Source organism: Ascidiimonas aurantiaca, assembly GCF_037646345.1.
GTDB lineage: Bacteria > Bacteroidota > Bacteroidia > Flavobacteriales > Flavobacteriaceae > Ascidiimonas > Ascidiimonas aurantiaca.
Genome location: NZ_JBBEWR010000016.1, coordinates 19,502 through 40,436, shown reverse-complemented (window position 1 = coordinate 40,436; position 20,935 = coordinate 19,502). Strand labels below are relative to the sequence as shown.

Genomic DNA, 20,935 nt, shown 5'->3' with positions numbered 1-20,935 from the left:
AATAATGGAAAGTATAATCAAACATTCAAAATTTGTTTTTTTAGTATTTGTATTCGCATCTGTTTATATATCCTGTGATGACGGACTTAACGACTTAGCCGAACTTGGTGATGCGAGTAATATAAAAACATCAGGATTTGTTGTGGTAGGCACCACAGCATCTAATACGGCACTGGTTAAGTATTATGAGCAATTACCTTCGGGCATCATTGATATATCAGATGGTACCGATTTCCCCCGGTTTTTTCCAAACTCCATATATGACCACGCTATCTTTTTGCCCAGACCCGATGAATCTCCGGGATTTTCAAAATATGTGGTCAGTGAAAATGGAGATCTATTTGAAATAGGAACACTTCCTACATTAAATCCCGGTTCATTCAGAATAGATGTGAGAGATGCAGATTTTGGGGTATTTCAGGATAGAGCCACATCTGATAATATAACCGTGTTCAACCCTACCACATTACAGATAACCGGAGGGATAGATATGCGTGAAGGCTTTGTCCCCAATGATATAGCCCAGCGCTACCAGCGCTTTATCTTTAGAGGTGATGATGTTTTTGCTCCTATAAGAGGTAATACCACTGGCGAAAGCTTTACATCTTTTATCCTTCATCAGGCTAATCTGGCTACAGGTACTTTTGTAGGAGATACCCAACGTGACGGCAATGGGGTAAGTGAGATTATCACCTTCAATAATTTTGGACAACGGCTCGTAGATGAATCGGGTAATTTATATGTTGCCGATGCAGGGAATTATACAGGAGGGCAAATTTGGGCCAGAGTAAACAAAATACCCGTTGGCAGTAATGAAATTGACCCTGCATATGTTTTTGAACCCGCACGTGTATTGAACCCTTTTAATGTATTTTTACCAACATTTAATAACTTTTATGTTTTGTCTAATGGCAAAGCAATTGCCAAAGTAAATGCCGAAACCCCTCAGGAGGCCATTGATATTGTGCTCAGTGTAGGAGGGAATCTGGCAAACCTTACACCATTACAACAACAGCAATTACTAGGTATTTTATTTTCAGCCGAATCTGCTCGCTGGTGTGTACTGGATTTAAATGCTTTTACGGTAGAACCTATTGGAGGTATTCCCCCCGTAGGGGTGTTTTCGGGAGGCCAAATATTTTTTGATGGTGACAATGCGTTTTTCCCCGTAGCAACTACTACAGAAAATGCCTATTACAGATACCATACTATTACGGGCACTGTTGAAAAAGCTTTTGAAATAACCGGCGCAGATATTTTAGGGGTCTTCAATATTGCCAATAATAATTAAACACATATTCTGATCATAAAAAATAAGTCAGGCTGTTTATTCAAAAAACAGCCTGACTTTTATTTCTTAGATTTTCTTTTTAGCTAAGTACCAGGTCACCTTTTCAACAGAATCGTCTTCCAGCCTTTGATCTAACTCATCCAGTGTTTTTGGAGGAGGTACGATTGCTTTATCTCCCTTTTTCCAGTCCAAAGGCATAGCAACTCCATGAGTATCTGAGGTCTGCAACGCCTCCAGGGCCCTTAGAATTTCATCCATATTTCTTCCAACATTGAGCGGATAATACATGATCAAACGAATTTTCTTTTTGGGATCAATAAAGAATACAGCCCTTACCGCAGCAGTTTCACTCTCATTGGGTTGTAACATTCCATAAAGCTTTGATACTTTCATATCAAGGTCGGCTATAATAGGAAAGTCAAAATAAACCCCTGTATTTTCCCTTACATTTTGTACCCATCCCAAATGTGCATGAATGCTATCAATACTAAGACCCAGAAGCTCTGTGTTAAGTGCATCAAACTCATTTTTTCTGGTGGCAAAACCGCTCATTTCAGTTGTGCAGACCGGCGTAAAATCTGCCGGGTGCGAAAACATCACTACCCATTTATCGTTTGCAAAATCAGAAAACCTGATCTTTCCTTTGGTGGTTACTGCTTCAAAATCCGGAGCATTATCTCCAATTCTTGGCATACTGTTTGCCTGCTCTGTAACTACATTAGAATTTTCCATAGTCATATAATGCTTATTTATCATTTTTAATAATAGCATAAATTTACGCTATGAAATAGGGGTGTACAGTAACCTGGGTTACACAATAAGTTTTTAACTCATATTTAACGCATTAAAGGTGAAGAGCACTATACATACACAGGATATGTATTAAAACAGGTTGAGGTAAGTAGTATTAATAGCCCGGTTATTTTAGCAGAAAAAATTCCCAGACAGGTTTACATACCTGCATCTTCAGTATCCTCTGAAGTTTTTTTACAGTCCCCACTACAGGGAGAGCATCTGCATGTACTTCCGGATTGACTGGCATCACAACCAGACCAGCTACAACTGTGGGTTTCGCATTTACAGGTTTTGCCTGCCAGAAAGAATTTACCATTGGCATCTCTTGAGATGGATTGGGAAACACTCACAGAACCATCAGAGGTCCTGGCTTTTATATAATAAGCTTTTTCTGAACTTTTGGAAGACAACTCCTTATCTTCTACGATCTTAAAGTTGGTGAAGTCGTATCCTTCCAGGTTAAAAGACTTTCTCCACTCCTTAGTTAGTACCTCGGTGGTTACACGGGCCTCGTTCCCGCCCGAAGTGAGATAAAAGATCTCATTGTCAAATGGGTTCTCCAAAGTGGTAACAAGCTCATCAGAAGCAGATGGCTCTAACGACTCGGAATTATTAGAGTTTGAAGAACAATTAAATAATAAGATGAATGCACTAAGCACTAATACATGGTATAATAACTTTCTCATTGCTTTAAACTAACTAGTTATGAGCTTAATATAAATAAAAAAATATTCATTTACAAAAAATGAAAGATAAAAACTACAGTGTGAGGATAGAATAATTTTAAGGAACTATATAGTTTTCCTTTTTCGGGGTGCAATACTATTTTTACTTTTGATAGGCTCCCGAAGAATAGGTTAATTCGTAGCTGTGAGTGTATATCTCGAAAACAATTCCAAAAGGGTCTTCAACGTACACCATTTTATAGGGCTTTTCATTGGGGTAATATGCTCGTATGGGCATTCGCTGTTTCCCGCCATGCGCTACTATTTTTTGGGTCAAAGCTTCAATGTCAGGGTCCTGAACACAAAAGTGAAAAAGGCCGGTATTAAAAGGATTAAATTCCGGAGCTTCTTTAAGACCATGCGGAAATGAAAATAACTCAATGCCAATTCCATCTGAAGTGGCCATGTGTGCAATCTCGAATTCTTCCCAATCCTCTCCAAATACATCAATACACATCTGTCCGATAGCGGTATTTCTTTCTTTTAAAATTTTTGAAGGGGGCATAATAACATACCACCCCATTACTTCCTCGTAGAAAATAACAGCTTTGTGTATGTCTGGTACAGTAATTCCTATATGGGAAAATGATCTTGGATATTTGATTTCTTTCATTATGTTTTTATTTGTAGATAAACATTTAGGCTTTTGGAAACCTGTTACAAGAATACTTTTGAAATAAGATGGTTTTGTCGTTTTTTGGTTTCCTGAAGTTTAGGCCAGTTCGCAACGTGTGCGCCAAAGCCATGTTCGGGTAAGCCTATTTTACAACATAATCACCTTTTTTATGAGTTGGCCGGTTACAGGTGTATAAATGTAGAAAAAACCCCGGTGTTAGCTATTATTTTTTTGACAGTGCCAAAGTTATCCCTAAAATAGATAATACGGTTATTTTACTCCATTTGGTGATATTCCAGAAACGGGAGGTGGTAACATACCGGGTTAATTTGCCTGATAAAATAGCGATACCACTAAAAATAAGTAATGCCTGAACCATAAAAATAGCTCCAAGAACAAGCATTTGAAGAGTAATATTCATTCCGTTTTTGGTAATAAACTGGGGTAGGAAGGCAATAAAAAACAATGAAACTTTAGGATTTAAAATATTCATTAAAAATCCTTTTTTTACCAGAGCAATTACCTTTTTATCTTCTTTTCCTGTTGTATTTGTACTCCAATTAATAAACGGCTTATTTTCCCTAAAAGCCTGATACGCTAGATAAAAGAGGTATGCAGCCCCCAGGTATTTGATAACAGAAAATGTGATGGCAGATTTTTGGATAATTATGGATAGCCCGGTAGCAGCGGCAAAGGTATGGATAAGGACACCGAGGCTTAATCCAAGAGAAATGGCAATACCATTTCTCTGGCCTTTGGTCAGGCTTTCTGTTAACACAAAAATATTGTCTGGCCCCGGCATTAATGTAAGAATAACCGATGCTCCTAAAAATGATATTACCAATCCCGGTTCCATATGTTTTAAAAAATTTCTGTTTTATAAAAAGATTAAATGTATGAGATAATGTTTATATAAAGTATCTGCCTCCTCAGAGTTTTTATATTCTAAAAGGCAGATTTTTATTTTACTTCCTGCATTTTCCGTACGTATTTCAAAATCATTTTTTTAGGTGTAAATGCAATCATGGAGGTCATTACTTTTTGAGTAAAAGTTAAACCTGAAATAACATCCAATTTTCCACTAAGCATGCCCTCATACCCATCCCGGGCCACACGTCTTGCACTGGCCGTTTTTTGAAATATTCGGGTTTTATCCATCCCGGATACCGCACCGAATTGCGTTTCGGTAGCACCTGGCATTAAGTTAGTCACTGTAATGTTTGTAGGGTACAATTCTTCGGCAAGCGCATTACTAAAAGAGGTAACATACGCTTTTGTAGCAAAATATACTGCTTGTAAGGGGCCAGGCATCAGGCTGGCGGTTGATGAAACATTAAGGATCTTCCCGTCGTTGTTTTTAATGAAGTCCTGCAAGAACAAATGGGTTAAAGATGTTAAGGCGCCTATGTTTAAATTGATCATAGATACATCGTGTTCTAATACGCGTTCATTAAACTTCCCTATACCGCCAAACCCGGCATTGTTAATTAAAAAATCAACTTTTAATCCCGCCTTTTTAACTTGTTCATACAACGCCTGAGACGCTCCCGGTAGGGTTAAATCTTTTTGAATAACCAGAACATTTATATTATGTGCATCTTCCAGCTCTTTTTTTAATGCATTCAATTTGTCTTCACGTCGTGCTACCAAAATTAAATCGCCTTTTTTTTCAGCGTGTATATTGGCCAATTCTTTTCCAATTCCGCTACTGGCCCCTGTAATTAATGCTGTTTTTTTCATAATTCTTTTTTTGTGAGTACTTACTTATGATTAAAATTTTTGAAGTGCGTATTTTTTGATTATAAATTATTTAAATAAATTCTGCTATGGAAAAATTTCTTTTTTAAGAGTTTGATGGCTATAGCATTTGAAGTTTGTTGTAAAAAAAAAGTGCTTTCAGACTATGTTCTTCAAAATGTTTTTTCTAGTTATAAAAACCGGTGCGGTAAATACCACTGAGACGGCTGGTTCTTGAAGCAGTGGCAAGTGTTGTCTTGCCAATTTCTCTTTAGGGTCTTTACCTTTACTCGTGATCTTTGATTCCATGTCTTTCTTTTTTAAGTTTTCAACAACACAAAAAATATTGGGACATGAACATTAGTTGCACAACCAATTCAAACAGGTTTTTTTGGGTTGATAGGTATTGTAAGAAGCTAAGATATATGTTTTGCGATTTGTATAGGACGATTCAACTTCAAAACTTAAAATCGCGTCATAAGTAAACTTTCTCATAAATAATCGTGTCAATAGTCAAGAAGAATTAATTATATCTGTAATCAGTTTTATAAGTATTAAACAAAGCATCGAGCCAATGTATTGAACCTATTTTCTCTTGCGATACATATATCTGGAAAGGTAGTGATATGGAATGTAATTTTGACGTATTTATGTAAACGCTTACTGTTCTAAATCGCGGCTATGGTTGTGGAATCTTTTTTACTTTGTATTACTTAAATAATCATGCAAACGTTGTTTAATAAAGTAGTGCCACCCTCCTAGACAGCTTTCTCTTTTGAACTCGGGAATATTCTGCGGAAAGCTTTCTAATATTTGATGAGTCAGTCTGAGTTTTGTTCCGTTTTTCTGTTTGATCAATTCAAAGGTTAGATCAGAATCTCCGGGATACCCTTCATATTTCCAGTTATAGGTTATCTTTTTGTAAGGTTCAACTTCGGTTATTTTCCAAAGATGAGGAAAGATCCGGCCTTCGTTCTTAACTACAAAATGAGTTTTGAAACCCACTACGGGTTCAAATGCTTCTATATTGTCAAAAAACCATTGAACCATTTGACCCTGCTCTGTAATGGCATGCCACAGCTTTTCTTTTGATGTCTGAAAGTGGTGTTCTATTACTATAGGCGGGTCTGTAATTTTCACTGTTTTTTTACCTGGTTTATTAAATAGTCTTTCTCCTCTAAAAGTAACATAGCGGTTACCATTTGTAGGGAACCATATTCAATGGTATCTATGTTAAAGCGTGTTTCGTACTGATGAATAAAATCACCTGTATTCAGATCATAAAACCTAAAGGTGGCACTCCCAAAAGTCATTACATCCGTTTGGTGAACATCGAATATAATGGGAAATAATAGCAAATCTGCATTTTGAAAATTCTTTTTTAAGTATTCCAGATCAGAATCACTTAGTAAAGTGTTAAGTTTCGGATTTTTTTTGAGGGCCTTCTTTTTGTACTTTTCCGCAGCGATCTTTTTTAGAATAGTTGTGGACTCTTCATTTAATGCATTTCTAAGTGCTGCTACTTTTAAAAATTTTAGCGACAGGGTATCTCTAAAAATATCATTGGAAATAGAATCGTTAAACCTTGATAATTCGTTTAACAAAGGGACAATGGCTACTTTTAATTCCCGTTTAGGGAACTTATAGTTCTCATTTACTGCTTTTTGCCCAAAAACGGTACTGGTGAATAAGGCTAGTGTTACGATCAGGAATTTTGTTTTCATATGCGAGTATTCTAATTGCCTGTAAAGGTATAAGTTATGTGATACAGTAAAAAACATGATGTATTATACCATAAAATTCATGTGCTGAAACAAATATGTATGATCTTTCGGGCTATTTACAGAATATTATCCGAGAGTTTTTTCTCCCATTAAATGATATAGGCATCAGTTTTTTAATTTTTACTGTCTATTATTTACCGACAGCAGGATTGCTAAAATGATAACAAATGACACATGAATTATTAGTAAATGAGTATTGCTTAAAATATCTGCCCCGAGAAAACCATGTGCAAAATTCATGCCTCCGTGAAGCAGTATGGCCAATAAAACACTTCCTTTAGTTCTGTTATACAGCCACGAGAAAATTACACCCATAGCGGTCATCAGGGGTATGTAGGCCCAGAAAGGCATATGACCAGTGGCTTTAGGCAAAAAAATCATTAATGGTAGGTGCCATACACTCCATAGAAAACCAATAAGCAATCCTGAGATATTTGGATTGTATTTTTGTTGTAACAACCCCTGTGCATACCCTCGCCAGCCCAATTCTTCGGCTACGGGGCCACCGAGAAGTGTATTGATCAAAAAGAATAGAGGAAATAGCAAAAAGGCAAGGTGCACCTGGTCCTGAGCTAAACCCATTCCCTTAAGAATTATGGCTGAATCGGGAAAATCTCCTCCAAAAAGCCTGTATATTAATACGGATACCAAGCCGAAAAAAAGAAGGGAAAAAATGGCAAAGAGGTAATATTTAAATGGTACTCTCCATATCAGTAATTTTTGTAACAGTTTACGAACTCCTGTTTTTCCGGTATCGAAGTAGGTAAGTATTACAGCAGCTATCGTGGGTCCCCATGCTCCCGGCAGAGCCCAAAATTCACCAACCTCTTTTGAAAAATAAAAAGGACTCCAAAAACCCCAGGAGATGAAAAAAGTGAGAATAAAATAGGTATAAATGCGTGTTTTTTTTGTTTTTTCAGTCATATAAAATTGATTTGATATCTGTGGGCAATGGTATTGGATATGATTTCATATTATCTGGCATAGGCTCAAAAACAGTGGCTTTTTATAATATATATTCGGTAATATTTTCATTGGTATCGAAAATATGAGGATAGTGTTCTTTTATATTCCTTTTCATAAAATCAAGAGGTACATCCTCAAAATAGCCATAATCTTCAAGGTACTCCATAAACAAGCTGCCTTCGCTGTCATATTGCTGCAAAAAAGAGCTGTTTTCTCCGTCAAATTCTAAGGGCGCTACATTAAATTTTTCACACAATGATGTATTAAAGGCCGGCGACATTTTGAGCCATTTATTATTTAAGTAAACATTCACCATTCCGTGAGGTGTTAGTTCGTTCGAACCGAATTTCTCAGTTAGTCTTTCTACAGCTACGTGGTTTTTAACCTTTCCCAGGTGTAACCTGGCAGGGATCCCCAAAGCCCGAAGACAGGCAATTAACAGAATTGATTTCTCAACACAGTTCCCTGAAGACTTTTTAGCAATTTTACTGGCCCGATAGCTTTCTTTTGCAAGACTTATACAGTATGGGTCATATTTCCAGTGATCCCGTACTTTGCGGTACATTATAATAGCTTTTTCTTTATCAGATATTGATTCAGATGTACAATCGGAAATGAGCTCCTGAATAGCGTTTGCATCAAAATCAAAATAATATGAGGATTCTAAATATGTCAAAGTGTTTGGTTTTTAGTTTACAGTGTGCGTATGCTTAGAGATGTTGCTATTTTCCTGTTTTGTTGCTATATAAATGTCTATTTCAGCATTTTCTCCATTTTGTGACCTGTGTCCATAAATTTCAAAATCTGCTGTATATGTTCTATTTAATTCTTTGTCCTTTTTCCAAATCTCCTGCCAGGTTTCTGATACTGCCTTTGGCATTTGGCCTTTGGCAATGAATTTGCGGTACTCTCCACTTTCAAATTCACGTCCAGTGAGTCCATCGGGAATTTGTTCAAGTGACTCAACGCATAATCCTATTATGCAGGTATATTTTCCAGTGTAATCGGATTCATAATCTGTGTAAACAGAATAAATGGCATCACTTTTTTTATTTAGAATTTTACCTGAAATGTCTTGGGAGTAGAATTGTTCCCAGAGTTTTCCTAAATCTTCGGCAGCTTTTCCATCCTGGTTGGTTGTTTTGATGGTTATTCCAACAATTTTAAAACCTTTCATTACTTCCATATACGTTTTTTGATTGATTAAATATATAATGACTTTTTATATCTGATCGGTTGTAATACACTGCCTCAGATAGTTTTATGCTGTTTTTTTCTTCAGGTGTTTATTAATTATCCCTAATTGGCCCAGATGATAAATATCGTGATGTAGCATTCCGTTTATTAAAAAACGATATTTATAAATCCCTTTAAAGTCGGTGTCGTAATAGTCCTCGTCAAGAAAACGATCATCCTTTTTCTTTAACAGGTCTGTTAATTCTGAAAGACTTTGGTCGTATTCTAATTTTATTTTGGCCCATCCTTTTACTTTTAATTTTTCGTTTGTCAGCCAGTTTTCTTCACAATCATCTGTTTTACTTCCTTTTCCAGTCCTGATTTTTAAGATAGCCTCATTTCTCCACAGTGTTAGATGTGAAATGATTTCTGCTACACTGTGCAAATCTTTAACGGGCCTTACAAAAGCCACATGTTCATCAATTTCATTTAATATATTTTCATATGAACGCCCTATCCATACTTTTCCTTTCTGGATTTCAAGTAGCTGCTCAATTAGGTGGTTAATTAAAGTATTCATGACATTACTATAATGGTTTGCGTATTGTTAATTATGGGTAAGGCTACAGTTTTATATGCTTTTTCGGATGTTATGGGAATGGGAACATTCCCAATCCGTATGAGACCATTTCCCCGGGTTATTATAAAATAGTATGGAAAAAGGTTTGTGCCTCTAATTTCGAAGATAGTAAATCCTGAATTTTTTATTAATGAAATTTTGGGTAATAATGCTATAAAATTCCATCGTATTCTAAATACGTTAACCAGTTTCTATACTTCTATGTGTTGTACTTAACCCATAAAGAGGTATCAGGGTGCTTACAGGTGATACAGCCTGTATAGGCAGCAACTATACCATATAGATATTAACTATATGTTTAAAGCATTCTTAAAATAATGAACAAAATACCTGTGTATTATCATTTTTTAACGCTTGTTATAACAATTTTTAATATCTGTATAACTCAAAAAAATAACAGAATCCCTAATTTTATCAACAAGAGCAGTATTTTTAGGAATCACAATGCACAAAAATTAATATTAAAAACAGTTTGAAATGGACAATACACACAATGGCAAAGGCGATGTAAGCAAGTGCCCTTTTTTAAATGGTGAATTAAATCAGGCAGCCGGCGGCGGTACTACGAACCGTGACTGGTGGCCTAACTCTTTGAATTTAAACATTCTTCGGCAGCATTCAAATTTGGCCGATCCTATGGATAAAGACTTTAACTATGCTGAAGAGTTCAAATCATTAGATCTGAATGCAATTAAAAAAGATCTAACCGATCTTATGACTGATAGCCAGGACTGGTGGCCTGCAGATTTCGGGCACTACGGTCCCTTTTTTATACGTATGGCCTGGCACTCAGCGGGTACCTACCGTATTGCTGATGGCCGCGGTGGTGGTGGAACGGGAAATCAGCGTTTTGCGCCACTAAACAGTTGGCCGGATAATGCAAACCTGGATAAGGCCCGACTTCTTTTATGGCCCATAAAGCAGAAATATGGCAAGAAAATTTCCTGGGCCGACCTTTTTATACTGGCAGGTAATGTGGCACATGAGTCTATGGGTCTGCCTATGTTTGGTTTTGCAGGAGGACGTGAAGATATCTGGCAACCTGAAGAAGATATTTACTGGGGGTCGGAAGCTGAGTGGCTGGGTAACAAAGCCCGTTATTCAGAAAATGGCGAACTGGAAAATCAGTTGGGAGCGGCTCATATGGGGCTTATCTATGTAAATCCCGAAGGGCCCAATGCCAATCCTGATCCGGTAGCTGCAGCCCACCATATACGTGAGACTTTTGGCCGTATGGCAATGAACGATTATGAAACCGTTGCATTAATTGCCGGAGGGCACACCTTCGGGAAAACACACGGAGCCGCCAGTGATGCCGAATTTTTAGAAGCAGAACCTGCAGGAGCCTCTATAGAAATGCAAAGTATGGGCTGGAAAAGCAATTTTGGAACCGGAAAAGGCCCCGATACCATTACCAGTGGTCTGGAAGGTGCCTGGACAGATACACCTATCAAATGGAGCCATACATTTCTTGAAAATCTCTATAAATACGAATGGGAACTTACCAAAAGTCCTGCCGGAGCTCACCAATGGAGACCTAAGGACGGAGCCGGAGCCGGTACCATTCCCGATGCACATGATCCGGAGAAAAAGCATGCGCCTTTCATGCTTACTACCGACCTCTCGTTACGTATGGATCCGGCGTATGAAAAAATTTCAAGACACTTTCTTGAGAACCCCGAAGAGTTTAAAGATGCCTATCAGCGTGCCTGGTTTAAACTAACCCATCGTGATATGGGGCCCGTTTCCCGTTATTTAGGGCCTGAAGTTCCCAAAGAAGAACTGTTATGGCAGGATCCTGTACCGGCCGTAGATCATGAACTCATTAATGCTAGTGATATCACTGCATTAAAGGCTAAAATTTTAGATTCCGGACTTTCGGTTTCTCAATTAGTTTCTACCGCGTGGGCCTCTGCTTCCACTTTTCGTGGTTCAGACAACCGGGGAGGGGCTAACGGTGCCCGCATACGTCTGGCGCCTCAAAAAAACTGGGAAGTAAATAACCCCGCTCAATTGTCTAAAGTACTGGATATACTGGAAGGTATTCAGGAAGCATTCAATTCGGCACAATCAGGAAACAAAAAAGTTTCGTTGGCAGACCTTATTGTTCTGGCAGGATGTGCCGGTGTAGAAAAGGCAGCTAACAATGCAGGACACAATATATCAGTACCATTTGCTCCCGGACGTACCGATGCAACCCAGGCACAAACCGATACAGAATCTTTTGAACATCTGGAGCCACTTGCTGACGGTTTTCGTAATTACCTGAAACAAAGATTTTCGGTAAAATCTGAAGAACTTTTGGTAGACAGAGCACAATTATTAACCCTCACGGCACCTGAAATGACAGTTCTTATAGGAGGGATGCGTGTACTGCATACAAATTATAATAAATCCCAACATGGAGTGTTTACAAATAAGCCTGAAACTCTTACTAACGATTTCTTTGTAAACCTACTTGATTTAAGTACAGAATGGAAAGCAACTTCTGATCATGAAGAAGAATTTGAGGGCCGCGATCGTAAAACGGGGGCTTTAAAATGGACTGCTACCCGTGTTGATCTTATATTCGGATCCAATACAGAACTGAGAGCGCTTGCCGAGGTATATGGTAGCAGCGATGCACAACAAAAATTTGTAAACGACTTTGTTGCTGCCTGGAATAAGGTAATGAACCTGGACCGATTTGATCTGAAATAGTCGTATCGATCTATAATTTTAAAAACATCCTGATCTTTGGTCAGGATGTTTTTTTATACCTGGCTGAGGCTAAGTAAATTTGAAGAGACTTATATGTACTAAGGATGGTGTTTGTTAATTAAAGCAAAGTCTTCATAAATTATATTTAATGCCAAAAACAACAAACCGGGGTTGTACAAAGTATTGATTAGAACTAATAAGAAAATCTGAAAAAGAATCCCGGTTTATAGAAACTGTATTTAATAAATTGGTGCCAGATACCGAGAACTCCCAAGAGCTTCCTTCCTGCTGAAAACTCAGGTTTGCATTCAAAAAGTCAAAAGCATTGCTTACATCGTTATTCCTGTTCAAAAAATAAGAATACACATAATCGGCCGTAAAGAGAAAATGTTTAAGGAACCCTACCTCTACATTGGCAAAAGGGGCATTGGTAGTAAACCGTGAATTGGTCTGGCTCCCTTTATATACATTGATGATCTTATTGAACCCTATTTCAAAATTAGGTGCTTCCTTAAAATTAGTTTCAAAAGAGGCGGTGTAGTTTTGCGTAAAACTGGTATTGGTATTGTCCAGATCGTTTATAGTATTATTAATACTGGTATATGATACGTTTGCTTCCAGTTTTGTTTTAATCCATGTAAACCGTTTTTCAAAAGAACCGGTAGCTGAAAGCATATCGTTAACATCACCTGAGTTAATAGGAGAAAGTAGCTGGTCTATACCATTAAAAACGACCGCATTATTAATACCATCAATCGTTTTGGTGTACGTAAGGGTTCCAAAAATATTGGTAAAAGTAAAAGTGTTGAAATTCACATACTTTAGAGAAAACTGATGGAACAACTGATTCTCTAAGCCTCTGTTCCCGTTAAATAAGGTATTGTAGTTAGCTATGGTAGTTCCCAAAACCAGATTGTTGATATCCGTAAACTCTGCGTTTACGGCATAATTAAAAGTAAGTGACTCAGATCTTCTAATCGTGTACTTTACATAAAGACTGGGAGTGAGCAGTGTTTTTGACAATATGTTCTCTGTGCCCTGTTGCGTGTCTCGGGCACGATAAAAATGGAGATTGGCGCCGGGGCTCACCACAAAGGAACTAAATTTGGTCTTGTAGCGCAGCCCGAAATACACATCGGAAAAACGATAGTCAGCATCGTTGATAAAAGCATTTCCCAGTGGGTTCTCGCTTCCCGTATCAGATATTCGCTGCCTGATATCAGACACCAGTTTCTGGTTGTTTTTACTAACACCCGCTATAAAATTGATATGATTCTTTTTGTTGAGCACATAATAATAGTTAAAGGCAGCATCAAAACTGTTGGTTATAATTTCTTTATTCTGCAACAGGTTATATATAGTATCATCTACTAATGGCTGGCTTCCGTTAAAGGGGGTTTCAGAAGTGATGAGGTTGTAAAAAGGGTCCTGCTCTTTATAGAGGTGCTGTGCCTGAAGTGAAAACACATTATTGGCGTTTTGGGCATAATAAGCGCTTACACTTTGCTTAATGGAAAACGGTTGCTGATCACTGGCAGACTGAATACGGTTTTCAATTTCCCCAAAATCAGATACCTGGTTGTTGGCTTGCCTTAGTTTAGATTTTTTAAGAAATGCTCGGTAGTTGATATCCAAACGGTTGTTGGGAGTGTATTTTCCTGAAAATTGGGCCATACCGGACCTGTTTTCCTGATTAATGCCGGATTCCAGTATTTCCACGTTGTTGGTAATTTCATTTCGCAGATAGGTTCTGAGTGTGGCAGACAAAAGGTCGGTGTCTGTGTCAGAGGCGATGAGAAAACCGGAGAGGCTCCATTTTTTATTGGGATTGAGATTAAAATTCAAAGCGCCAAAATTAGATATGATCTCCTGCGCACGGTCATCCTGTAGTAATGCAAAACCCAAATCATCTGAAGATACTTTGAAAGAAGAACCTGATCTTCCACTTAGGTTTTCAAAACCTCCGCTAAACCTGAAATAATCCTGTAAAGTAAAAGCCTGCTCTCCAATGTTGTTAGCATCGGCTATGAGGTTTATACTTCTTTTTGGGTTGTAATAGAAAACATTGGCATGTCCAAAATAGCGTTCGTCATGGCCTGTACGCGCCTCAATATCACCAAATACAATATTCTTTTTACCCTCTTTCAGTTTTATATTAAGAGCCAGTGATTCTTCATTATTAAGACCCTTTACAGGGGCAACCTCATTAAAATCCTGTAAAACCTCTACTTTATCAACCGCATCAGCAGGAATATTTTTCGTAGCCAGTTTTGTATCACCATCAAAAAAATTCTTGCCCTCTACCAGTACCTTATCTACTTTTTTACCCTGTACTTTTACCTCTCCGTTTTTATCTACCTCAAACCCCGGGAGCTTCTCTAATACATTTTTAAGTTTCTTTTCTTTGCCGTTGGTAAATGCATCGGCTTTGTAGATAATAGTATCTCCCTTTACAGAAACCGGGAGTTCATGAACTACTTCCACTTCATCCAGTGTATTTATATCCTTAAAAAGGATGATCTCTTTCAGGATTTTCTGCCTGCTTCCGTCCACAATAAGATTTTCTTCTTTAGTTTTATACCCCAGGTAACTCACTTTAAGGATATAGGTTCTGTTTATGGGTAATACCAGAGCAAAGCGTCCGTCTGTATCTGTAATAGCATAGGATGCTATACTTTGATCTTCAGGATCTACAGCCAGTACATTGGCCAGTTCCAGAGGCATATTAAGGGAGTCCTTTACTACGCCCTCCAGCCGGGTATTTTGTGCATTGGTTGTAAAGCATACCAGGCTCAGCCCTAAAAGCAGGGAAATATATAACTGTTTCATTTTTTGGATTGATGTTGTTGACTGTTCTTTTACAAGAACTTCTTCAGAGTCTGGTATGTGGCTATCTGTAATTAGCCTCCTATTTTGATCTTAAAAGTTTGCCCGTTACCTTTTTTTCGGTTCTCTCCGTAAATTTTGGACATTTCTTCAGCTTTTTTGAGCATCATTTCATTATACGTTTTCTGATCTACTTTTTTCCCTTTCACAGGCTCTGTGATGTCTATTTTTTCTTGTGCGTTCATTACAATTTTGTTACAGATCATCACAGTGCTTCCGTCGTTAATTTCCAGAATGAGCCCAGGGAGTCCCCAGTATTTGTCGGGTCCGTGAGAAACGGGTATCTGAGGGGTGTACCAGGCAGTGGTGACCAGGGTTTCCTTAACCACTTTTTCTTTTTCGGCTGTATCACTTAAATTAAGCTGTCTGCGCTCTACCTCTTTGGTAAAAGTGGCTTTGTAACAGGTGTAATTGCCTATTTGTTTGGTTTCACTTTCCAGTTGCCATTCCATTTTTGGGAGGGAATCTTTAATAAGGAACTGTTTACTGAAGGCTTCGCGCTGGCTCGTATAAGTTTTGGCAGCTACATCTTTATAGTATATATCATTCCCGCTGCCGCCCAGGTTAATACCTACAATATTAATTCCGGTGCCAGATGCATCACCGGCATCGCCCAGGCTTTCTACTTCTTTATAGACTGATTGTGTTTTGTTAAAGCTGAGAACATATTCTTTTTGAAACTTTTTTTGCAATAAAGCATTGAGTTGCTGTTGCTGGGCACTGCTGGCTGCAGTGCTGTCCAGAGTAATTTCAACTTTTCTCTTGGTTTTGTAATACGCTTTGCCCTGCAGGTCCTGAGCATTTACGAGTACTGTTGCGAACAGGAACAGGGATGTGAAAATGTTAAGATGGTGTTTCATTTATTGAGTATTATGTTTACGTATGTTTTTTTGGCAATCGTACCGTTTGTACATCACAAAAATGAGTTGGATTTTCACATCTTACGGTTAATGAATGTTAACGAGTGTTAAGCGGTTCGTGGTAAACGGTTTATAGTTTTTACTTTTGAGATGTGAAAGAGAACAATCATCATTTCATAATTAACTTCATTATAGTCACCATAGTGACTACGATCGCTATTCAGGTGTACTGGAATATCAGGAACTATGCTTCTAACAAGCAACAGTTAATCAGTGAAGTTCAAACAGCGTTAGACAATGCGGTAGAATTGTATTATGCAGATCTGGCCAAGACCGATATGGTAACTTTTGTAAATAAAGGCACAACTGTAGATTCTGTTCATAACATTTTCGGTTTGGGGAAAGCGGTAAATGTGGCGGGTGGAAATGCCCGTTTTTTTACATGGGATTCTCTGAGCAAAAAGATCAATTTTGATACTGAGTTTTTCAGTCGAGAAGATACGCTTCATGTTAAACAAAAAATAGACCTCAGCAATCTGGATCGCATAGCACAAAGGTTTAAGCCTTCACAGATCCAGGGAGAATCAGTTACAGGAGATACTATTGTAAATAATAGCCTGGATACAAGCTCCATTCGCTCTCTTACCAACAAGATCATTATCTCCATTACCCGCGACTCTATTGCATTTGATACACTGGTAAAAAATATTGACAACGAATTAAAAAGAAAAGATATCAATCTGCTCTATGCTTTGGGGCATTATAATAAAGATTTGGTGTTGTTAGGGTCATTTAATGATCTGGAACACCCTAAACTAAAGCTTTCTGCTTTTTCCAAATCAACCTATCTCCCCAGAGGTGAGCAATTAAAAATCGTTTTTTCTAATGTGAGCCTTATTACATTAAAACGCGGTCTTACCGGTATTTTACTATCTTTTATACTGGCTGCCGGTATTATGGCCTGCCTGTTGTATTTACTCAGGATCATAAACAAACAAAAACAACTGGCAGAGATTAAAAACGACCTGATAAGTAATATTACTCACGAGTTTAAAACGCCTATTACCACAGTAAGTACTGCTTTGGAAGGTATTGAAAAATTTAATGATGCGAACGATAAGGAAAAAACCCAAAAATATTTAAACATATCTAACAAGCAATTGGAAAAATTGCATTTTATGGTTGAGAGACTCCTGGAAACAGCCACTTTAGACAGTGATAAATTACTGTTGAACAAAGAACCGCTTAATATGGTAAGGATGCTCCAAAATCTAACTGATAGACATATAATGATCTCCCCGGAAAAACACATATCATTTATTTCTCATATTGAAACCTGCGTGGTTAAAGCAGATCATTTTCATTTGGAAAATGCGGTTTCCAATATTATTGATAACGCTGTGAAATACGGGGGAGATACTATTGAGATCCGTTTAAATTCAGTTCCGGATTTTTTTGAGATAACGGTTGCAAATAACGGTCCTGTTATTGAAAAAGGGTACAGAGAGAAGATATTTGATAAATTTTATCGTATTCCCTCAGGTAACCGACATGATGTAAAAGGCTTTGGAATAGGGTTGTACTATACCAAAAAGATCATAGAGAAGCATGGCGGAAGTATTCAGTTACTTTCTGATCCCCGATACACCATTTTTAAAATTCAGTTGTTGCATGAAACCACGCATTAAAATTCTCCTGGCAGAAGATGAGGCGGCCCTGGGGCAGATTATAAAAGAAAGTCTGGAGAGCCGGGATTTTGAAGTGCTGTATTGTGAGAATGGTGAAAAAGCGTATGAGATCTATGTACGGGAAACTCCCGATTTACTGGTATTGGACGTGATGATGCCTAAAAAAGACGGCTTTACCCTGGCAGGGCAAATCAGAAAAACCGATCGAAAAACCCCTATTATTTTCTTAACAGCCAAATCACAAACCCGCGATGTGGTAGAGGGTTTTAACTATGGGGGGAATGACTACATAAAAAAACCGTTTAGTATGGAAGAACTTATTGTTCGCATTCATGCACTTCTCGATCGCATCAGGTTTTCCTCAAATGAAAAGAATATTGAAATAGGGGCCTTTGTCTTTAACTATCCCGGGCAATCGTTAACCATTCATGGGAATACACAGCTTCTTACTCATAGGGAGGCCCAATTATTATACCATTTAATTGAGAAAAAGAACGAGATACTGGACCGGTCTTTTATTTTAAAACACCTGTGGGGGGATGACGACTTTTTTAGTGCCCGGAGTATGGATGTATTTATTACCAAGCTCCGTAAAAAACTAAGTAAAGACCCTGATATACGTATCCTGAATGTGAGGGGGTTTGGTTATAAGCTTATTTGCTAATATACTCTGCATTACTGCATAGGTACTGATTTAATTCCTTTTTCGATCATGCTTTGAAAACGGCTCGCATAATTTTCGTTTTTTAGTTCATAGTGCATGGGGATCACTATATCCGGTTTTATTTTGTTTACCATTTTAGCAGCTTCTTCCATATTCATGGTAAGATTGTCTCCGCCAATAGGGATCATAGCAATAGTAATATCTTTAAGGTCGCTCATTTCCGGTATGTAGTCTGTATCTCCCGCATGATAAATGCGAGTGTTGTTTTTAAAAGTGAGTATATACCCAACATTTTTCTTGGATTTAGGATGTGCTTTGATCCATAAAAAAACACTTTTTGTGTTGTAAGCTGCTACAGATAAACATTGTATATCACCAATATCTATTACATCGCCCGGTTCTACTTCCTTTACCGTGTTTTTTAATTTAGAAAGTTTACGGGAAACTCCTTTAGAGACTATAAAAACCGTTTCCGGCTTGCTAATTTCCTTAAGGGTTTTTAATGAAAAATGATCGGGATGGGCATGGGTAATAAATATATAATCTGCTTTTTCAGAGTTTCCGGTTTCTACAGGGTCTATATAAATTATTTCCTCTCCGCTTATTATTTGAAAGCTTGAAGGAAAAAAATGGGATTTATTAACCTTAATAGCACCCCAGGTGGTTACTTCCATCTGCTCGTTCACCTTTAACTTTTGAGGGACCGGATTCCGTTTTTCGCTTACAGTTACTTTTACCATAGTACAGCTTTGAAATATAAAAACCAATAGATATATACAAAGATGCAGTGAAATAGTTCTTTTGACTTTTAACTCCATCAGTAAATAGCTTTAAGCAATAAAAGTAAAACAGATATCTGTTTTATAAAATGATATGTGTCATTTTTGTAAACTTTACTTTCTCTCAACAGAAAAAGGTTTTTTTAGAGTTTTAAAAAAGAGAAACTTATTAAGAAGCTGCTGCTTCTTTTTGTTCAATCCTTAATTTCCCTATTCGGGGTAATAAAGGTATCTAATGGCAGAATAAGCTGAATATCGTATCCCTGTATCAATGCGTTCATTTTGTGGAAATCTCCGTTTTCGGGTAGGCGTACTTTGTTATTCAGGATATCTTCTCTTATCGATCTCAGGTCGATCAGGGTCCATTGATCCCGTTTGGCAACTTCCATAAACAACTTTAATCTTTTATAGTAGTTATAATACTTTTCAAGATAATCAATTTCTTCTCCATTTTCCAGGTAATACCTTGTCCAGCTATTAATACTGGTGCTTACCAGTCCTTTTTCTTTTGCCAGAGAAGCGGTTAAATGGCCCAGGTCATACGCTCCGTTTGAGAGCTTTCTGGAAGTATGCAATTGTCCGAATTTTAAAAATACTTTGGGAGGAGCCCCATTTTCCTTTACATAAGAATGATACCGATCCTTAAAATTGTTTCGCATATAGCTAATTCGGTCAACATGAGAATCCTGGCGCCACCTGGAATAAATGTCCCAGCTAATCTCCAGATCTTTCACAATTTTACCTCCGGGAGTATCAGAGCCTCTAAAATAATTAAAGAAGGTATCTACAGTAGGCTCCTGTAAAATTTCAGTAAATATGTCTATATCCTCATTTGATGTATTTTCTTTTATGAGCCATTTCAGGATTATACTGTCTGCCTTTTGTTTTGAGTTTTGTATTTCTGAGAAATTATCGGCACCTTGGGCCTGCTTTAACAGTTCATCGGTTAAGAAGAGTATTGCGTAAAAGTACTCCTGATCCAACCCCCAGATCTGCATATTGTTTTGTGCAGCAGCTTTTAGAAAAAGAGCATCTTCCACACCAGCAAAAAAAGGAATAGGGACCCTGTCCAGCGTTTCGTGATAGTATTTTGTATTGAAGCTTCGCAAATTTTCTACTGTATTTTGAGCAGGAGCCATTAACTCGGTCAATTTAACGGCAGAATTAGGGCCAATCTCCAGACACAAGGTTTCAAAACCTGAAGTATGCATAATGGGAATTAACGCTTCTATAAGTTTTGAGGTTTCTTTTGAATTATGTCTTTCGCCAAAAACTACAAATTGAGATTCTTCAAACATTCTTTCAAGCCAGGCTCTTCCTTCTCCTTGCACTGCTTCATTTTTTACAGAAAAGTACCTTGTTTTACCGGCAATATACTCCGCATTAATGATTTTGGGAGTTGTATGTACTATAGGTTCTTTTTTTTGGTTCTTTTTACAGGCAAAGGCCAAAAGAATCAGGATACAGATGCTAATTTTTTTCATAAACTGTTTTATAAATAATAGATTGATGATGATTCAAAAGGCAAGTAAACCTGCGAACAGGTTATAAGGGTCATGTACAATAGAAATGGTGAAAGAATTGTTTTAATAGCTGTTATTTTTCCTTGTTGCGATAAATATCTATAA

19 protein-coding genes are annotated in these 20,935 nt (G+C 37.6%); 4 read left to right on the top strand and 15 right to left on the bottom strand.

Features of this window, described 5'->3' with window-relative positions:
• Nucleotides 1–4: 4 nt before the first annotated feature.
• A complete protein-coding gene (locus WAO84_RS15105) occupies nucleotides 5–1,291 on the top strand; it encodes a hypothetical protein (protein ID WP_340066842.1) in 1,287 nt (428 codons plus the stop codon).
• A gap of 66 nt (nucleotides 1,292–1,357) precedes the next feature.
• Here WAO84_RS15105 and WAO84_RS15100 read toward each other — a convergent pair whose 3' ends face one another.
• The 11 genes from WAO84_RS15100 to WAO84_RS15050 all read right to left on the bottom strand — a co-directional run bounded on the left by WAO84_RS15100 (nucleotide 1,358) and on the right by WAO84_RS15050 (nucleotide 9,670).
• Entirely contained in the window at nucleotides 1,358–2,029 is a 672-nt protein-coding gene (locus WAO84_RS15100) for a peroxiredoxin (RefSeq protein WP_422614494.1), read from the bottom strand.
• Between the two features lie 212 nt (nucleotides 2,030–2,241).
• Nucleotides 2,242–2,772: a hypothetical protein gene (locus tag WAO84_RS15095; RefSeq protein ID WP_340066840.1), complete on the bottom strand. Its 531-nt coding sequence runs from the start codon at nucleotides 2,770–2,772 to the stop codon at nucleotides 2,242–2,244.
• 142 nt (nucleotides 2,773–2,914) lie between these two features.
• The gene (locus tag WAO84_RS15090) at nucleotides 2,915–3,424 is read right to left on the bottom strand and encodes a lactoylglutathione lyase family protein (RefSeq protein ID WP_340066839.1); all 510 of its coding nucleotides are present in this window, start codon (nucleotides 3,422–3,424) and stop codon (nucleotides 2,915–2,917) included.
• 226 nt (nucleotides 3,425–3,650) lie between these two features.
• Nucleotides 3,651–4,283 (bottom strand): LysE family translocator, encoded by a 633-nt coding sequence (locus WAO84_RS15085; protein WP_340066838.1) that lies wholly within the window; start codon nucleotides 4,281–4,283, stop codon nucleotides 3,651–3,653.
• 104 nt (nucleotides 4,284–4,387) lie between these two features.
• Nucleotides 4,388–5,167: an SDR family NAD(P)-dependent oxidoreductase gene (locus WAO84_RS15080; protein ID WP_340066837.1), complete on the bottom strand. Its 780-nt coding sequence runs from the start codon at nucleotides 5,165–5,167 to the stop codon at nucleotides 4,388–4,390.
• A 696-nt stretch (nucleotides 5,168–5,863) separates the two neighbouring features.
• Nucleotides 5,864–6,304, bottom strand: coding sequence for an SRPBCC family protein (locus WAO84_RS15075; protein WP_340066835.1), 441 nt, complete (start codon nucleotides 6,302–6,304; stop codon nucleotides 5,864–5,866).
• A complete protein-coding gene (locus tag WAO84_RS15070) occupies nucleotides 6,301–6,888 on the bottom strand; it encodes a hypothetical protein (protein ID WP_340066834.1) in 588 nt (195 codons plus the stop codon). Before WAO84_RS15070 ends, WAO84_RS15075 begins: the two co-directional genes overlap by 4 nt.
• A gap of 180 nt (nucleotides 6,889–7,068) precedes the next feature.
• On the bottom strand, nucleotides 7,069–7,872 hold the full coding sequence (locus tag WAO84_RS15065) for a CPBP family intramembrane glutamic endopeptidase (protein ID WP_340066832.1): 804 nt from the start codon (nucleotides 7,870–7,872) through the stop codon (nucleotides 7,069–7,071).
• A gap of 82 nt (nucleotides 7,873–7,954) precedes the next feature.
• Nucleotides 7,955–8,590: a transglutaminase-like domain-containing protein gene (locus WAO84_RS15060; protein WP_340066831.1), complete on the bottom strand. Its 636-nt coding sequence runs from the start codon at nucleotides 8,588–8,590 to the stop codon at nucleotides 7,955–7,957.
• A 12-nt stretch (nucleotides 8,591–8,602) separates the two neighbouring features.
• Nucleotides 8,603–9,100 (bottom strand): GyrI-like domain-containing protein, encoded by a 498-nt coding sequence (locus WAO84_RS15055; RefSeq protein WP_340066830.1) that lies wholly within the window; start codon nucleotides 9,098–9,100, stop codon nucleotides 8,603–8,605.
• Between the two features lie 75 nt (nucleotides 9,101–9,175).
• The gene (locus WAO84_RS15050; RefSeq protein WP_340066829.1) at nucleotides 9,176–9,670 is read right to left on the bottom strand and encodes a DinB family protein; all 495 of its coding nucleotides are present in this window, start codon (nucleotides 9,668–9,670) and stop codon (nucleotides 9,176–9,178) included.
• A gap of 537 nt (nucleotides 9,671–10,207) precedes the next feature.
• Between WAO84_RS15050 and katG the strand changes: the two genes are divergently transcribed.
• Entirely contained in the window at nucleotides 10,208–12,430 is a 2,223-nt protein-coding gene (gene katG, locus WAO84_RS15045; RefSeq protein WP_340066828.1) for a catalase/peroxidase HPI, read from the top strand.
• 132 nt (nucleotides 12,431–12,562) lie between these two features.
• Here katG and WAO84_RS15040 read toward each other — a convergent pair whose 3' ends face one another.
• Both WAO84_RS15040 and WAO84_RS15035 read right to left on the bottom strand, forming a co-directional pair.
• Complete coding sequence (locus WAO84_RS15040; protein ID WP_340066827.1) at nucleotides 12,563–15,259, bottom strand: carboxypeptidase regulatory-like domain-containing protein; 2,697 nt, start codon at nucleotides 15,257–15,259, stop codon at nucleotides 12,563–12,565.
• Nucleotides 15,260–15,330: 71 nt separating this feature from the next.
• Nucleotides 15,331–16,176 carry a GLPGLI family protein gene (locus WAO84_RS15035; protein WP_340066826.1) on the bottom strand — a complete coding sequence of 282 codons (846 nt, stop codon included), beginning with the start codon at nucleotides 16,174–16,176 and terminating at the stop codon, nucleotides 15,331–15,333.
• Between the two features lie 152 nt (nucleotides 16,177–16,328).
• Here WAO84_RS15035 and WAO84_RS15030 point away from each other — a divergent pair, with 152 nt between their 5' ends.
• Nucleotides 16,329–17,864: a sensor histidine kinase gene (locus WAO84_RS15030; protein WP_340066825.1), complete on the top strand. Its 1,536-nt coding sequence runs from the start codon at nucleotides 16,329–16,331 to the stop codon at nucleotides 17,862–17,864.
• The gene (locus WAO84_RS15025) at nucleotides 17,848–18,528 is read left to right on the top strand and encodes a response regulator transcription factor (protein ID WP_340066824.1); all 681 of its coding nucleotides are present in this window, start codon (nucleotides 17,848–17,850) and stop codon (nucleotides 18,526–18,528) included. Before WAO84_RS15030 ends, WAO84_RS15025 begins: the two co-directional genes overlap by 17 nt.
• Before the next feature lie 11 nt (nucleotides 18,529–18,539).
• Here WAO84_RS15025 and WAO84_RS15020 read toward each other — a convergent pair whose 3' ends face one another.
• Nucleotides 18,540–19,268 (bottom strand): MBL fold metallo-hydrolase, encoded by a 729-nt coding sequence (locus WAO84_RS15020; RefSeq protein WP_340066823.1) that lies wholly within the window; start codon nucleotides 19,266–19,268, stop codon nucleotides 18,540–18,542.
• Between the two features lie 233 nt (nucleotides 19,269–19,501).
• On the bottom strand, nucleotides 19,502–20,791 hold the full coding sequence (locus WAO84_RS15015) for a hypothetical protein (protein WP_340066821.1): 1,290 nt from the start codon (nucleotides 20,789–20,791) through the stop codon (nucleotides 19,502–19,504).
• Nucleotides 20,792–20,935: the final 144 nt, after the last annotated feature.